This window comes from uncultured Winogradskyella sp. (genome assembly GCF_947501905.1).
Lineage (GTDB): Bacteria > Bacteroidota > Bacteroidia > Flavobacteriales > Flavobacteriaceae > Winogradskyella.
Window position 1 is genome coordinate 511,520 of sequence record NZ_CANMXL010000003.1, and the last position, 17,114, is coordinate 528,633.

Annotated in this window: 12 protein-coding genes; 6 read left to right on the top strand and 6 right to left on the bottom strand. The window is 34.5% G+C overall.

Features of this window, described 5'->3' with window-relative positions:
* The first annotated feature begins 71 nt into the window (after positions 1-71).
* Positions 72-2,714 (top strand): cyanophycin synthetase, encoded by a 2,643-nt coding sequence (gene cphA, locus Q0770_RS09185; RefSeq protein ID WP_299116205.1) that lies wholly within the window; start codon positions 72-74, stop codon positions 2,712-2,714.
* A 57-nt stretch (positions 2,715-2,771) separates the two neighbouring features.
* Here cphA and Q0770_RS09190 read toward each other — a convergent pair whose 3' ends face one another.
* The 3 genes from Q0770_RS09190 to Q0770_RS09200 form a co-directional block, all read right to left on the bottom strand.
* Positions 2,772-3,809, bottom strand: coding sequence for an aldo/keto reductase (locus tag Q0770_RS09190; protein WP_299116207.1), 1,038 nt, complete (start codon positions 3,807-3,809; stop codon positions 2,772-2,774).
* 183 nt (positions 3,810-3,992) lie between these two features.
* Positions 3,993-4,952: an OmpA family protein gene (locus Q0770_RS09195; protein WP_299116209.1), complete on the bottom strand. Its 960-nt coding sequence runs from the start codon at positions 4,950-4,952 to the stop codon at positions 3,993-3,995.
* Positions 4,953-4,984: 32 nt separating this feature from the next.
* On the bottom strand, positions 4,985-5,746 hold the full coding sequence (locus Q0770_RS09200; protein WP_299116211.1) for an exodeoxyribonuclease III: 762 nt from the start codon (positions 5,744-5,746) through the stop codon (positions 4,985-4,987).
* A gap of 98 nt (positions 5,747-5,844) precedes the next feature.
* On the opposite strand from Q0770_RS09200, the gene Q0770_RS09205 reads away from it, so the two are divergent.
* Positions 5,845-9,288, top strand: coding sequence for a hypothetical protein (locus tag Q0770_RS09205; RefSeq protein ID WP_299116213.1), 3,444 nt, complete (start codon positions 5,845-5,847; stop codon positions 9,286-9,288).
* Positions 9,289-9,365: 77 nt separating this feature from the next.
* Complete coding sequence (locus Q0770_RS09210; RefSeq protein ID WP_299116215.1) at positions 9,366-9,881, top strand: DUF3575 domain-containing protein; 516 nt, start codon at positions 9,366-9,368, stop codon at positions 9,879-9,881.
* Positions 9,882-9,952: 71 nt separating this feature from the next.
* Here the strand turns inward: Q0770_RS09210 and Q0770_RS09215 are convergent, their stop codons facing one another.
* On the bottom strand, positions 9,953-11,497 hold the full coding sequence (locus tag Q0770_RS09215; protein WP_299116217.1) for a glycine--tRNA ligase: 1,545 nt from the start codon (positions 11,495-11,497) through the stop codon (positions 9,953-9,955).
* Between the two features lie 127 nt (positions 11,498-11,624).
* Here Q0770_RS09215 and Q0770_RS09220 point away from each other — a divergent pair, with 127 nt between their 5' ends.
* Complete coding sequence (locus Q0770_RS09220; protein WP_299116219.1) at positions 11,625-12,305, top strand: ComF family protein; 681 nt, start codon at positions 11,625-11,627, stop codon at positions 12,303-12,305.
* A gap of 55 nt (positions 12,306-12,360) precedes the next feature.
* A complete protein-coding gene (locus tag Q0770_RS09225) occupies positions 12,361-13,971 on the top strand; it encodes an Ig-like domain-containing protein (RefSeq protein ID WP_299116221.1) in 1,611 nt (536 codons plus the stop codon).
* On the opposite strand, the gene Q0770_RS09230 is transcribed toward Q0770_RS09225, so the two are convergent.
* On the bottom strand, positions 13,955-14,737 hold the full coding sequence (locus Q0770_RS09230; RefSeq protein WP_299116223.1) for an amidohydrolase: 783 nt from the start codon (positions 14,735-14,737) through the stop codon (positions 13,955-13,957). The genes Q0770_RS09225 and Q0770_RS09230 overlap by 17 nt on opposite strands.
* 57 nt (positions 14,738-14,794) lie before the next feature.
* Here Q0770_RS09230 and Q0770_RS09235 point away from each other — a divergent pair, with 57 nt between their 5' ends.
* Positions 14,795-15,952, top strand: coding sequence for a serine hydrolase (locus tag Q0770_RS09235; RefSeq protein WP_299116225.1), 1,158 nt, complete (start codon positions 14,795-14,797; stop codon positions 15,950-15,952).
* Here the strand turns inward: Q0770_RS09235 and Q0770_RS09240 are convergent.
* Complete coding sequence (locus tag Q0770_RS09240; RefSeq protein WP_299116227.1) at positions 15,949-17,091, bottom strand: methionine aminotransferase; 1,143 nt, start codon at positions 17,089-17,091, stop codon at positions 15,949-15,951. The two genes, Q0770_RS09235 and Q0770_RS09240, sit on opposite strands and share 4 nt — an antisense overlap.
* Between the last annotated feature and the right edge of the window lie 23 nt (positions 17,092-17,114).

The following is a 17,114-nucleotide window of genomic DNA, read 5'->3' on the forward strand; positions in this document are numbered from 1 at the left end:
CTAAAATAAGTCAAAATTTCTATTGAAAAATACTATATTTATAATCTTTCACTAAATAAAACCCAACCATAATGGAGATAAGAAGTATTAATGCAATGCGAGGACCAAACTATTGGTCTGTGAGACGTCATAAGTTAATTGTAATGGTTTTAGACCTTCAGGAAATGGAGGAATTACCATCTAATAAAATAGATGGATTCCCAGAACGATTAAAAGCCATGTTTCCTAGTATGTATTCTCATCGCTGCTCAGAAGGATGTGAGGGTGGATTTTTTATGCGAGTTGATGACGGCACTTGGATGGGCCATGTTATTGAACACATTGCTTTAGAAATTCAAACTTTGGCAGGCATGGATACCGGTTTTGGAAGAACACGAGGTTATGGTGAGCATGGCGTCTACAATGTTGTGTTTTCCTATATGGAAGAATCGGTTGGGCGTTATGCCGCTAAAGCTGCTGTTAGAATATGTGAAGCTTTAATTGCTGGGGAAGATTATGATTTATCTGAAGATATACAAGAAATGCGAGAACTTCGCGAAGCTGATCGATTAGGGCCAAGTACTGGTTCTATTGTCGCCGAAGCTGAAGCTAGAGGTATTCCGTGGATTAGACTTAACAAATATTCATTATGTCAATTAGGTTATGGGGCCAATCAAAAACGAATTCAGGCTACTGTTACAAGTGAAACAAGTAGTATAGGCGTTGAGCTTGCATGTGATAAAGAAGATACAAAATACTTATTAGAGCAAGCTGAAGTTGAAGTGCCAAGAGGTGATATTATTCGTCGTGAAAGAAGTTTGGAAGACGCATGCCGATATGTGGGATTTCCTCTAGTGATAAAACCAATTGACGGCAATCATGGTCGTGGAATTACCGTGGATATTCAAAATTATGACGATGCATTAGTAGCTTTTAGACATGCAAAAGATAGTTCAAGAAGTGGCGCTATAATTGTTGAAAAATTTATCACTGGTGAGGATTATAGATTACTAGTTATTAATAATAAATTGGTCGCAGCCGCAATTAGAACGCCTGCACATGTAATAGGTGATGGAAAATCGACAATTCAAGAATTAATTGATAAAGTAAATAGTGATCCTCGTCGTGGATATGGTCATGAAAAGGTTTTGACTCAAATCACAACAAATGAGCTGACACAAAAACTTATTGCGGATGCTGGGTATAAATTGGATTCGGTTATAGCTGAAGGTGAAAAGTTGATTTTAAAAGATACAGCTAACCTAAGTACTGGTGGTACAGCAGAAGATGTGACCGATATTGTTCATCCTGCTAATGTGAGTATGGCAGAACGAATCTCAAAGATTATCGATTTAGACATTTGTGGTATTGATGTTATGACGACTGATATTACCAAGCCATTATCAGAAACTGGAGGCGCTGTTTTAGAAGTTAACGCAGGTCCAGGTTTTAGAATGCATCTAGCACCAACTACTGGCTTACCAAGAAATGTTGCTGCGCCTGTGATTGATAAATTATTTCCTCAAAAAGGAGACACGGGAAGAATTCCAATTATTGCGACTTCGGGAACAAACGGAAAAACAACCACAACGCGCTTAATAGCGCATATAGCTAAAATGAAAGGTTATCGTGTTGGTTATACAACCAGCGATGGTGTTTATATCCAGAATAGGTTATTAATGACAGGAGACTGTACAGGGCCAGCAAGTACAGAATTTGTGCTAAAAGACCCAACAGTAAACTTTGCAGTTTTAGAATGTGCAAGAGGTGGTTTATTAAGAGCTGGTTTAGGGTTTAAGAAATGTGATATAGCAGTAGTGACTAATGTAGCAGCAGATCATTTAGGACTAAAAGGTATTAATACTATAGAGCAATTAGCTAAGGTAAAAGCTGTAGTTCCAGAAACTGTTTTACCTGATGGTTACGCTATTTTAAATGCGGATGATGATTTAGTTTATGATATGAGGCGAAATGTAGATTGCAACGTAGCATTATTTTCAATGGATGAAAATAACCCACGTATTAAAGCATTACAGAGATTAAATGGTATAACAGCAGTCTATGAAAGTGGTTTTGTAACTATTTGTAGAGGGGAATGGAAAATGCGTATCATGAAAGCTGAAAACATTCCATTAACTTATGGCGGTAAGGCCAAATTTATGATACAGAATGTCTTGGCTGCTGTATTAGCTGCAAATATTCAAGGAATTAGCAATGAAGATATTAAGGCTGGTTTAGAAACCTTTATTCCATCAGCATCTCAAACACCAGGTCGTTTGAATTTATTTGAGTTTAATGACTTTAATATTTTGTTAGATTATGCTCACAATCCAGCAGGAATGAGAGCGCTACAAAAATTTACAGATGAGTTAGAATCTACTGTTAAAGTCGGGATTATTGCTGGTATTGGAGATAGACGTGTTGAAGATAATAATGAAATGGGAAGCATAGCTGCTGAAATGTTTGATGAAATTATTATTAGGCAGGACAAGCGTCTACGTGGAAAAACTGAAGAAGAGTTAATTAAAATGCTTAATGACGGTATTAAAAGTAAAGACCCAAATAAGAAGACAACGATAATACCTTCGGAAAAAGAAGCGATTAAATATGCTGTTAAAAATGCAGAAAAAGGCTCACTAATTATTTTATGTAGTGATGTGGTGCCAGATGCCTTAGATTTAGTAAAAAGCCTAAAAGCGCTAGATGCTAAAGGTGAATTACATTTAATAGATTAATCAAACAAAAAAAGGCAGAAATATAGTTTCTGCCTTTTTGCTTTAATAAAATTTAGTTTAAGGCGCAGGATTAGGAATTACTGCATGCACATCATTAATCGCTTTCATAACATCGTCAGATAATGAAATATTAATGCTATCAATATTTTCTTCTAGTTGCTGTAAATTGGTTGCACCAATAATATTGCTCGTTAAAAACGGACGATTATTAACAAAGGCTAAAGCCATTTGAGCTAAACTCATACCATTATCTTCGGCAATTTTTAAGTAACGTTTTGTAGCTTCAGTAGCTTGCTCTCCACTATATCTTGCAAAACGCGGGAATAGTTTTAACCTTGCATTATCTGCAGCTGTACCTTTAATATATTTACCCGAAAGTACTCCAAATGCCATTGGCGAATAGGCTAAAAGTCCAATGTTCTCTCGATGAGCAATTTCTGCTAAATCAGCTTCAAAACTTCGGGTTAATAATGAGTAAGCATTTTGTATAGTAATTGGTCGTAGTAAGTTATTCTGCTTAGATTCCTCTAAATAACGCATAGTGCCCCATGCACCTTCATTAGAGATACCGATTTGCCTTACTTTTCCTGACTTAACAATTTCGTCAAGATTATGAAGAATTTCATTAAAATTATCTGTCCAAGGGTCATTAGAATTATGTACATAATCTCTTGCACCGAACAATCTTGTTTGTCGTTCTGGCCAGTGTAATTGGTATAAATCTATATAATCAGTTTGTAAACGCTTCAAGCTGTTGTCTACAGCTTCATTAAGCGCTTCTTTACTAAATCCTGTAGTTCTAATGTGCGCTGTATAATCTCCAGGACCAGCTATTTTACTAGCTAAAACAACCTTGTCTCTGTTACCAGTTTTTGCAAACCAATTTCCGATAATACGCTCAGTCTCAGCATAAGTTTCTGCAGTTGCTGGGACAGGATATAATTCGGCGACATCAAAAAAGTTTACACCTTTGTCTAGTGCTAAATCCATTTGAGCAAAACCTTCGTCTTGAGTGTTTTGATTTCCCCAAGTCATGGTGCCAAGACATATTTTACTAACGTTTATATCTGTATTCGGAAGGTTGGTGTATTTCATAGTAGTAATAAAAATTTTAACAAAAATAAGAAGACCTTTCAGGTTAGTAAAACTTGAAAGGTCTAAATCTATGTTAAGGTTTTCTGCTGAAATGCTTCGACAAGCTCAGCATGACATTGTAACCAATAATTATGATTTGAATCTATCTGTCAGTCTGAGCTTGTCGAAGACGAACTTATTAAATCATATATCATTCAAAAGCTTTGAAATCTCATCTAACTTCGGCGTTAAAATCACTTCGATACGTCTGTTTTTTGCTTTGCCTTCGGCAGAATCATTACTTGCAATTGGCGCATACTCACCACGACCAGCAGCAGTTAAATTTTCAGGATTAATGGAGGCATTTTCACGTAAGATGTTTACAATTGCGGTGGCACGCTTTGTCGATAAATCCCAGTTGCCACTTAATTGCGCATTACCTTTGTATGGGACATTATCTGTATGTCCTTCGATTAAAATGTCTATATCTGGATTATCTGCTAAAACACTACCTAGTTGCTGTACCGCTTTACGTCCCTCAGAACCAACAGACCAGCTTCCTGAGTTAAAAAGGAGTTTGTTCTCCATGGAGATGTAAACTTTTCCATCACGTTGTTCCACGGTTAAACCTTTGCCTTCAAAATTAGTTAAAGCTTTAGAAATAGCATCTTTTAGTTTGGTCATTGCTGCATCTTTGTTAGCAATAATTGTTTCTAACTCTGCAACACGTTTAGAGCCACTCTCTAATTCTTTTTGCAACTTGTTTAATCGGTCACTTTCAGTAGCTAAATCTTGTTCTTTAGCTTCAAGCTGAGCTAGTAATTCTCTATTCTTTTTCGAATTTGCCGCAATTGATGCTGAGCTATTTTCTTCTAAAGCTTTATAAGATGCTTTAAGGTTATCTAAATTTGATTTAGAAGCTGCTAATTCTGTGGTTAATTGGTCACGTTCTTTTACAGCATCATCATAAGCTTTTTGGAGTTTGTCTAAATCATTTTTGAGCTTTGTTTTTGCTTCAGAAAGTGATTGATTATCATCAGAGAGTTGACGATGTTCTTTTTTAAGATTAGCATATTTGTCTTCTAAATCAGTGTAAATCTTTTTTGATACACAAGATGAAAACAGCGTTAGGCTTAAAGCTAAGATTGAAATTTTTTTAATCATATGTTCTATTTGGGTTTAAGGGATGATTTAATTTAAAATTCTAATTCGAGCATAATAGGACAATGGTCGCTATGTACTGCTTCGGTGAGTATAACGCTTCGTTTTAAATTTTCTTGTAAAGGTTTTGTTGCTAAGGCGTAATCTAAACGCCAACCTTTATTATTTGCACGCGCATTTGCTCTATAACTCCACCACGAATATTTTTGCAACTCTGGGTTTAAGTATCTAAATGTATCTACGAGACCGCTGTCCAAAAAGTTGCCTAACCACTCACGTTCTTCAGGTAAAAATCCTGAAACACCTTTCATTTTTGGGTTATGGATATCAATCTCTTCATGACAAATGTTATAGTCGCCACAGATAATAAGTTTTGGAAAGTCCTTTCTTAGGCTGTTAATATAATCTTGAAACTCGTCCATATAATTGAGCTTAAAACTCAATCGAGCATCATTTGTCCCTGATGGTAAGTACAAACTCATTACAGATACATTATCAAAATCTGCTCTAATGTTCCGGCCTTCAAAATCCATAGATTCGATTCCTGTGCCAAATTCAATATGATTTGGTTCCGTTTTACTTAAAATAGCAACACCGCTATAGCCTTTTTTTTGCGCACTAAACCAATAATTGTATGAGTAGCCTGCTTCTGCAAAAACGTTTAAATCTAATTGATCTTCTTGAGCCTTTATTTCTTGTAAGCATATGACATCGGGGTCAGTTGCTGTTAACCATTCTATAAATCCTTTTTTTAATGCGGCTCTAATACCGTTGACGTTGTATGATGCTATTTTCATGTTGAAGAATTAGTTCAATTTCAAAAATAAATAATACTGTACTTTTACAATGCTTTTTATTGTGAAATATGTCTTAAATAAAGGCGTTACTGTTCTATATGCGAATAATAATTACTTTTCTATGTTTTCTGATTTCGTTTGCTGCCCTAGGACAGGACAAGTCTAGTAATTATCGCACTAAAAAAATAGCGGTTAAAGATTCGATTAAAATTGATTCTGTAAGTATTAATCCAAACCTGTTTAAAATCAGAACTAAGTCAGGTGTAATTATAGATTCTACCTTGTATTCTGTGAATTTTGCTAAATCCATATTGCGTTTTAAGCAACCAATTAATACAGATACAATTGTTGTTGAATATCTTCAGTACCCAAAATTTATTACTAAAACGTATAGACAGCTTGATGATAATATCATTGTTAAAAACACAAAAGCACGGCAAAAGTTATTTCAAATTCAGAATACAAACAGAACAAATAATTTTACGCCTTTTGATGGTTTAACCACATCAGGAAGTATTTCTCGTGGTGTAACTATTGGAAATAATCAAAATTCGGTTTTAAATAGCGAATTAGATTTGCAAATTTCTGGAAAATTAAGCGAAAAAGTTTCTTTAAGAGCATCGATACAAGATGCAAATATTCCGTTACAAGAAAGTGGATTTTCACAACGATTGGATGAGTTCGACCAAATTTTTATTGAAATATTTAGCCAAGATTGGCGCATACGAGCGGGTGATATAGACTTAAATAACAACACGAGTTACTTTAATGGATTTAGTAAGCGTGTACAGGGTTTGTTAGTTAATGCCAATTTGAGTGAAAAGACATCAGTTTTTGCTTCAGGTGCTTTGGTGCGTGGTCAGTTTACGACTAGTCAATTTACGGCACAAGAAGGTAATCAAGGACCATATAAATTACGAGGACAAAATGGAGAATTGTTTGTGTTAGTCGTCTCTGGAAGCGAGACTGTTTATGTCAATGGTGTGCCTTTACAGCGTGGAGAAAACAAAGATTATATTATAGATTATAACGCTGGCGAAATTATTTTTAATTCTACATTTCCGATTACTTCTGAAATGAGAATCACTGTTGACTATCAGTTTAGTGAGCGTAATTATTCGAGATTTACGGTTTACGGTGGCGGACAATACAAAAGTGAAAAATTGAAGTTGAATCTTTCTGTGTATTCTGAAAGTGATGCTAAAAATCAACCATTACAGCAAAATTTATCTACTGAGCAAGTGCAAATTTTAGCAGCAGCAGGAGATGATAGAAGTTTAATGACAGCACCTTCTGCAGTTGAAGAACCATTTTCTGAAAACAGGATTTTGTACCGTAAAGAGTTATTTGGTACTGAAGAAATATTTGTGTTCTCTAATGACCCAAATGACCAGTTATTTAGTGTACGATTTACTTTAGTGGGAAATAATCAAGGCAATTATGTATTGAGTAATGACAGTACAGTTGCTAATATTTATGAATTTGTGCCACCAATTGCAGGAATTCCTCAAGGGAATTTTGAGCCCATTATTCAACTTGTAGCACCAGAAAGATTACAAATAGCTACATTAAATGGGTCTTATGTACCAACAGAAAAGACAAATGTATTTTTTGAATTGGCTGGTAGTAAAAATGATTTGAACCTTTTCTCTAGCTCTGACGATGATAATAATGATGGTTTTGCGGGAAAGTTTAAGATTCAGCAAAAACTCATAAAAAAAGATAGTGCTTGGAATGTCTCAGCTATTGCCGATGTCGATTATTTACAAGATAATTTTAGAACAGTGCAACGTTTGTACCGACCAGAATTTGCGCGTGATTGGAATCTGGATAATTCTGATGCCAATCAAGGTAATGTAAGTTTAGGAGATCAATTGCTTTTTAATTCAGGCGTTCAACTATTTCATCATAAAAAAGGGCGAGTTGCATATAATTTTGAACATCTCAATTATTCTGAGGCTTTTAATGGAAATAGACATAATCTCAATGCAGATTTACGATTAGGTAATTTCACTATTTATTCGCAATCAAGCGCGCTGAGTAATAACTCGACATTAAACAGGTCAGAATTTGTAAGGTCTTTTAATCGTGTTGTTTATGGTAAAAACAATAAATGGGCTGGCGTAAAATTTGCTCTTGAAGATAATGAACAAACTGAAAAAGCCTCAGGAAACTTGACTGCTTTAAGTCAGAAATTCACTTCTTATGAGGCCTTTGTAGGTATTGGTGATAGCACAAAAGTATTTGTGGAGTTGGGTTATATTCATAGGCTTAATGACAGCTTAAGAAATAATAATTTGCAACGCGTCAATACCTCAAACACCTATTATTTAAAGTCGCGTTTAATTCAGAACAAAACAAGTAACTTACAGTTGTTTGTTAATTATAGGACGCTAAAAGCTGACGATAATACATCACAAGATGAGCAATCTCTTAATAGCAGACTAAACTACAATCAACGATTATTTAAAAACATTTTGGTTCTCAATACAAGTTATGAAACTAATTCTGGAACCTTACCACAACAAGATTTTACTTTTGTTGAGGTCGAGCCTGGTCAAGGTAATTTTACATGGATAGATTATAACGAAAATGGCATACAAGAATTAGGCGAATTCGAAGTTGCTCAATTTCAAGATCAGGGCAATTACATCAGAGTGTTATTGCCTAATCAAGTGTTTGTACAAACGCATCAAAACCGCTTTAGCCAAACAGTAACGTTTAATCCTCAACAATGGAATTCATCAGAAAATAAATCCAAAAAGTTCTGGTCACATTTTTACAATCAAACCTCTTTTTTAGTGGATAACAAATTGCGTCGTAATGGAAGTGATTTTAATCTAAATCCGTTTGAAGCTTTAAATGATGATAATGATAATGACCCAAACCGTTTGGGACTCAATTTTAGTTTAAGAAATGTCTTGTTTTACAACCGTGGGAAACAACGCTATACCACATCTTATACCTATCTCACAAATAAGAGCCAGAGTCTATTATCTATAGGCGCACAGCAGAGTAAATTAAGGAGTCATCAGTTTAATTTTAATCATAAGTTTGCAAAAAGTTGGTTGCTTAATACTGAAGGAAGTTTGAGTAATACCAGAAGTTTTAATGAGAGTTTTGCTACTCGAGATTTTAATATTGATGAGACACAGTTTCAGCCAAAATTATCATACATATTTAATGAGAATGCGCAGTTCGATGTGTTTTACCAATACACAAACAAGAAAAATACTATAGGCAATTCTGAAGAGTTATCGCAAAGCAACTATGGATTCTCATTTACCTATAACAATGTCCAGAAAATCGCATTGACAGGTGAATTTAATTATTTTCAAAATGATTATACAGGTAACGCAAATACACCTGTGGCGTTTCAGATATTAGAAGGGTTGCAACCAGGCCGAAACTTCACGTGGAGTTTAATTGCACAGAAAAAGTTGACTAAATTTTTAGATTTGAATCTTAATTATTTTGGGCGTAAAACCGAAACGTCTAAGACCATACATACGGGTACTATACAGTTGAAGGCTTATTTTTAAAAATATGATTTCTTTAACGCAACCTTTTATAAAATTAGACATCTTTGTGTTGTAATCACAAAACAATTCAATCAATTATGAAAAAAATCTTTTTAATTCTGTTATGCATTTCTTTTGTTAGTATCCAAGCTCAGGAACAGTCAGAATCTGATGTTTATTCAGGTAGTCACGAACTCAAAGTTAATGGCTTATTTCTTGTTGTTGGAGCTTTTGATGTCACCTATGAATATTTACTAAACGAAGAATCTGGCTTGGGAATTAATATTTTCTTACCATATGATTCTGAAATCAAAGATGACATTCAATATTATATTTCACCTTATTACCGTTTTTATTTTGGTAAAAAACCCGCAGCCGGGTTTTTCTTAGAAGGATTTGGGATGTTAAATTCAGTTGAATCTGAATTATTTACAAGCAACGATGATTATGTGACTGATTTTGCTTTAGGTATTGGCCTTGGAGGCAAGTGGGTGACTAAAGGTGGTTTTGTAGGAGAATTGAGTTTTGGTTTAGGAAGAAACTTATTTACCACCAACGAATCAGATATAGATTTTGTAGGTAAAATAGGTATAACTTTAGGCTATCGTTTTTAGGAATATATTGCATATAAATAAAAAGCACCTAACTTAAAGTTAGGTGCTTTTTTTATAAATTGATTTGTTTATTACATCCTCATCAACCATTCCTTAACGTCTACTTCTTTTTTGATGATGGATTTTAAATCTTCAATTTTAACACGTTGTTGTTCCATCGTATCTCTATGGCGTATGGTTACGGTATTATTCTCTAAACTTTCACCATCTACCGTAATACAAAATGGGGTTCCATTAGCATCTTGGCGCCTGTAGCGACGACCAACCGCATCTTTTTCGTCATATGCTACACTAAAGTCCCATTTTAAATCATCAATAATGCCTTTAGATAATTTAACAAGCGCCTCGTCTTTTCTAACGAGTGGTAAAATAGCTGCTTTAACTGGTGCTAAAACCGCAGGTAATTTTAAAACAGTACGTGTGGTATTGTTTTCTAATTCTTCTTCTTGTAAAGCGTTTGAGAATACCGCCAAGAACATACGGTCTAAACCAATAGAAGTCTCCAAAACATAAGGTGTATAGCTGGCATTATCTTCGTGGTCAAAATATTGTAGTTTTTTACCAGAGTACGCTTCGTGCTGTTTTAAATCAAAATCAGTACGTGAGTGGATACCTTCTAATTCTTTAAATCCAAATGGGAATTTAAACTCAATATCTGTAGCGGCATCTGCATAATGGGCTAATTTTTCATGGTCATGGAAACGGTAATTGTCTTCACCCATTCCTAGAGAAAGATGCCACTTCATTCTGTGTTCTTTCCAATGCTTAAACCATTCGGCTTGCGTGCCAGGTTTAATGAAAAATTGCATTTCCATTTGTTCAAATTCACGCATTCTAAAGATAAATTGACGCGCTACAATCTCGTTTCTAAAGGCTTTTCCTGTTTGTGCAATACCAAACGGAATCTTCATTCGCCCCGTTTTTTGCACGTTCAAAAAGTTGACAAAAATACCTTGCGCTGTTTCAGGTCTTAGGTATAAGTCCATGGCAGAATCTGCAGAAGCACCTAATTTAGTGCCAAACATTAAGTTAAATTGCTTAACATCCGTCCAGTTTTTGCTTCCTGATAATGGGTCTGCAATTTCAAGCTCTTCAATCAAAGCTTTGACATCTGCTAAATCTTCGTTTTCTAAAGATTTCCCCATTCTAGATAGAATAGTATTTATCTTTTCCTGGTAGCCTAAAACACGACCATTTGTTGATAGAAATTCTTCTTTATTAAAAGCATCTCCAAAACGCTTGGCTGCTTTTTTTACTTCTTTTTCTATTTTGTTTTCAATCTTAGCACAGTAATCTTCGATTAAAACATCAGCACGATAACGCTTTTTAGAATCTTTATTGTCAATCAATGGGTCATTAAAGGCATCAACGTGTCCTGAAGCTTTCCAAGTGGTAGGATGCATAAAAATCGCAGCATCAATACCTACAATATTATCATTCATTTGCACCATGGCTTTCCACCAATAGTCACGTATATTTTTCTTTAATTCAACACCGTTTTGTGCGTAATCGTATACTGCACTTAAACCGTCGTAAACTTCACTACTCTGAAATACATATCCGTACTCCTTTGCGTGGGAGATTACCTTTTTAAATTTGTCATCGTTATTTGCCATGCTGCAAAAATATAAAACCGTCACAATTAACGGTTGGTTTTTGGTAATTTATAGAGGCTTCAAAAATAAATATTACATTTAAGTTATAAAGTCGAAAACCATACTGTTTTCAAGATATTTATTTAAAGTGTTCCAAAACCTCATTAATTTATTCTTTCCGCAAATATGCGAAGCTTGCAAAACGCCATTACAGAATAATGAAAAAGTAATTTGTATAAACTGTAGACATGAACTACCGGTAACTAATTTTCATTTTGAAAATAATGATGCTGTTAAAAAAATAGTATACGGTCGTGTAGAATTAGAGAATGCCACATCATTATTACACTTTTCTAAGAAAGGATTGGTGCAAGAATTATTGCACAACCTCAAATATAGAGGGCATGAACAAATAGGAAAGTTTCTTGGAGATTGGCTTGGAGGCGAATTGGCTAAAATTGAAGACTATAAGAATATTGATGTTGTTGTGCCTGTGCCTTTACATAAAAACAAACGCAGAGAACGAGGTTATAATCAAGTCACAAAATTTGGAAAAGCTATTGCAAAAGCCTTAGATACAGAATATAATGAAGATGTTTTGATAAAAATAAAACATGCAAAAACACAAGTTTTTAAAGACCGAATTACCCGTTTTGATGATGCCAATACACGTTTTGCCCTTGGTGATGTAAAAAATTTAGAAAGCCAACATATTTTATTAGTTGATGATATTATTACAACTGGCGCAACTATTGAAGCTTGCGTCACACTTTTAAAGACAATTGCGGATGTAAAAATTAGTGTGGCTACTATGGCAATTGCAGAGTAGTTTGTTCGTTATTAATAGAATTAAGTTGTTAATTTGCTTAAATTTTTTGAAGCCAATGTTTATAAAATCCTTTAGGATATATTTCGTAATTCTATCTGCAATTCTATTAGCAGTAGGTTGTGCAAGTCGTAGCAGACCTTCTGGTGGGAAAAAAGATGTTACACCACCAGAAATCACTAGCGAAAGTCCTAAAAATTATTCTACAAATTTCAGAAACAGAGAGATTAAGATTTATTTTGATGAGTTTGTAAAACTTAAGGATTTGCAGAAGCAGTTGATTATCTCACCGCCAATGGATACGCCTCCAGTAATCACGCCTTTGGGTACTGCTAGTAAATATATTACTATAAAAATTAAAGACACTTTAGCAGATAACACCACATATGCCATCAACTTTGGGCAAAGTATAGTTGATAATAATGAGGAAAATCCATATCCGTATTACCGTTATGTGTTTTCTACAGGAGAAACAATAGATTCTTTATCTGTAAAAGGTGCTGTTTTTGATGCCGAAAATAGAAACGCGGACACATTTATATCTGTAATGCTTTATGAATCTGATTCAACGTATACAGATTCTATTGTCTATAAGGAGAAACCAAAATTTGTAACCAATACCTTAGATAGTTTAACAACATTTAGTATCGATAATATTAAAGCTGGTACATATAGATTGGTAGCTTTAAAAGACGAAAATGCTAATTTCACTTATCAGCCAAAAACTGATAAAATAGGTTACTACGAAGGTGAAATTACTGTGCCAACAGACTCTACATATAACATTACACTTTTCAAGGAAACTTTAGATTTTAAGGTTTTAAAACCTAGTCAAATTGCAGAGCAACGTATTATGTTTCCTTTTGAGGGCGAATTAGAAAATGTTGAAATTGAAGTCCAATCTGATTCAATAAAAAATTTAGAGTATAAACTAACTAGAGATAAAGAAACCGATAGTTTGTATTATTGGTTTAAGCCAAAAGTTGAAGTGGATTCTGCTTTGTTTGTAGTGAAGAGTGAAAATTTCGCTGAGACGTTTAAATATAAATTCAGAAAGGCAGATAAAGATTCTTTGACGGTCACACCATTAAAGCCAGGTAACCTGAGTTTTAATGATGATATTACTCTTGAAGCTACAACACCTTTTAGTAAGATAGATACAACTAAAATTAAACTTATAGATAAGGATTCTATGAACGTAAAGTATGATGTTGAATATGATGAACTATATAATCGTTACAAGTTTAAAATTGATGCTAAAGAATCTCAAAAATATAAAATGGAGTTATTGCCTTCCGCGATTACAGATTTTTATGGTGAGGTTAATGACACCTTAAATTTTAGTTTTAATACACGAAAAAAATCTGATTTTGGTAATATTAGGGTGAACTTGATTAATGCAAAATTCCCTTTGATTGTTCAGCTTATTGACGATAGAGGGAAAGTATTGTATGAGCAATATGCTGATACATACCCAGTGGTAGATTTTAATGATATTGATGCAAAGCAGTATCAACTTCGTGCTATTTTTGATACCAATAAAAATGGTAAATACGATTCTGGTAATTACTTAAAGAAAATTCAGCCAGAGCGCGTCAGTTATGCTGAACCTATTGATCCAGTGAGACCAAATTTCGATTATATTATTGAGTTTATTCTAAAAGAGTAAAACTATCTCTGTCGTTTAAAAAATTAAGTTTATTACGATATGTTTCAATAATTGTTTTTTCAAGAGTTACAACTTCAATAGATTCTTGATGAGCTTTTAGATTACTCATTTTTCTGCCTAAAACATCGTAACAAGCAGAGTGACCTGGATATTCATGTCCATTGGCATCTTTTCCAACACGATTAACACCAATACAATAACTCATATTTTCAATAGCACGAGCTTTTAATAGCGCATCCCAAGCATTAATTCTTGGTTTTGGCCAATTGGCAACGTAGAGAAGCACATCATAATCTTCGGTATTTCTTGCCCATACAGGAAAACGTAAATCATAACAAACTAATGGACAGATTTTCCAGCCTTGATAATCAATTATAGTTTTAGTTGTCCCGGCAGTATAGGTTTTATGTTCACCAGCTAAAGTAAATGTATGGCGCTTATCATAGGTGTCTACTTTTCCATGAGGATGCACAAAAACAGAACGATTATAAAAGTTGTTGTTTTCTGAAATCACCAAACTTCCTGTTATAGCGACATTCTTTTTTGAAGCCAATTCTTTTAACCAAGTCAAAGTTTTACCATTCATGGTTTCTGCAACTGAGATTGCATTCATCGTAAAACCAGAAGAGAGCATTTCAGGCAATACAATGATATCTACTACATCAGAAATACTTTCAATTTTCTGATGAAAATTTCTGCGATTTTCTTCAGGACTTTCCCAAACCAAATCTGTTTGGATAAGCGCAATTTTTAAGTCGGTTTTCATGATTTAAAATTAGTAAATTTACAAGGCTTAATAAATTAATTAACATAAATAGATACTATGTCTCTAACGAAGAAAGGTTTACTGCTTGTGCTGTTGTTTTGTTTTTATTGTGTTTCTGCACAAGTTGAGTATTTTCCAAAGAAGAATGAAGTTTGGGAAGAAAAAGCACCAGCAGATGTAGATATAGATTCAGAATGGTTAAATGATGCTGTTGAGTTTGCCAAGAATAATGAATATTCTGGTTCAAGAGATTTGCGTATTGCTATTCTTAAAGGATTTGCTCGTGAACCTTTCCATGACATTTTAGGACCCACAAAAAAGCGTGGTGGACCAGCAGGATTAATACTCAAGGATGGTTATGTAGTTGCAAAATGGGGAGATACAAAACGTGTGGATATGACCTTTAGTGTCACAAAAAGTTTTTTGTCTACGGTTACAGGTTTAGCTGTTGATAATGGATTGATTGCTAATGAGACCGATTTTGTAAAGTACTATGTTTGGGATGGCACCTTTGGAGGTAATCATAATTCAAAAATTACTTGGCAGCATTTACTACAACAAAACTCAGATTGGTCTGGAGAGCTTTGGGGCGGAAAAGATTGGGCTGATAGACCTCCAAGAGAAGGTGATTTAGACGATTGGAAAAACAGGAAATATCATGACCCAGGAACAAAAATGGAATATAATGATGTTCGTGTTAATGTTTTAGCGTACTCAGCGCTACAAGTTTGGCGCAAACCACTACCTCAAGTTTTAAAGGAAGAACTGATGGACAAAATTGATGCTTCAACAACGTGGCGTTGGTTTGGTTACGACAATGCTTGGACAACAATTGATGGTCTTAAAATGAAATCGGTTACAGGTGGCGGACATTCTGGAGCAGGTATTTTTATTTCAGCCGAAGATATGGCACGTTTTGGCTTACTGTTTTTAAATAATGGTAAATGGAAGAATGAGCAATTGATTAGTAGGGATTGGATAGAACGAGCAATTACACCTTCACAACCAAATGTAAATTATGGTTATATGTGGTGGCTGAATAAAAAAGGACCTCGTCATTGGGAGAATGTTTCTGAGAATATCTATTATGCTGCTGGCTTTGGCGGCAATTTTATTGTTGTCGATAGAGCGCATAATGTTGTTGTCGTAACACGTTGGTTAGAGCCTTCTAAAGTGGGAGAGTTTATGCAGAAGTTAACGAAGGCTTTAGATTAGATGTTATTCAAAATCTCAGCAGCTTTTACTAAAGTTTCATCTGTTTTAGCAAAACAAAAACGTAAGACCTTATCATCTTTTTGATTGAGGTTGAATACCGAAAGCGGGATTGACGCTATACCAAATTCTTTGATTAAGCGTTTGGCATAATTCACATCATTTTCGTTTGTGATATCTGAATAATCTAAGACTTGGAAATAAGTGCCTTTTGAAGGTGTAAACTTAAATCTAGATTCTTTTATTAAGCTTAAAAACAAATCTCGTTTTTGCTGAAAAAATTGATTTAATCCTAAATAGGTGTTTTCATCTTGCATATAATTTGCTATGCCTTTTTGGGATGGATGATGTACAGAAAACACATTAAATTGATGCACTTTTCGAAACTCTTCCATAAGTGCTTCAGGTCCGCAAGTATAACCAATTTTCCAACCCGTATTATGAAATGTTTTTCCAAAAGAAGCCGTAATAAAACTGCGTTGTTTTAAGTCTGAAAATAGACAAGCACTTTGATGTTGCTCATTATCAAAAACAATATGCTCGTAGACCTCGTCACTTAAGACGATGATATCAGTATTTTGGGTTATTTCCTGAAGTTCAAGCATATCTTCTTGAGACCAAATCGTTCCGCTTGGGTTATGCGGTGAGTTAATGAGAATCATCTTGGTATTAGAAGATAGTTTTAATTTAACCTCTTCCCAATTAGGTTTGTAATCTGGAGCTGACAACTGAATAGGAATCACTTTTCCGCCATTAACTTCTACGGCAGGTTCATAACAATCGTATGCAGGTTTAAAGACAATGACTTCATCATTTGGTCTCACAAATGCTGATATAATGCAATAGATGGCCTGAGTTGCACCTGCTGTTATGGTGATTTCTTTTTCAGGATGATATGTGTTATCGTAAAGCCTCTGGTATTTATTAGCAATCGCTAAACGTAAATCTAAATTCCCAGCCATTGGTGCATATTGGTTATGCCCATTATTCATGGCTTTATTCACCAAATCAATCAATTTTTGATCGCTAGGATAATTAGGAAACCCTTGTGATAAGTTAATGGCACTGTGTTTGTTTGCAAGTGCACTCATAATAGTAAAAATGGTGGTGCCTACGTTTGGGAGCTTAGAGGTAAAATTCATAAGAATAAAGATACTTTAAAATC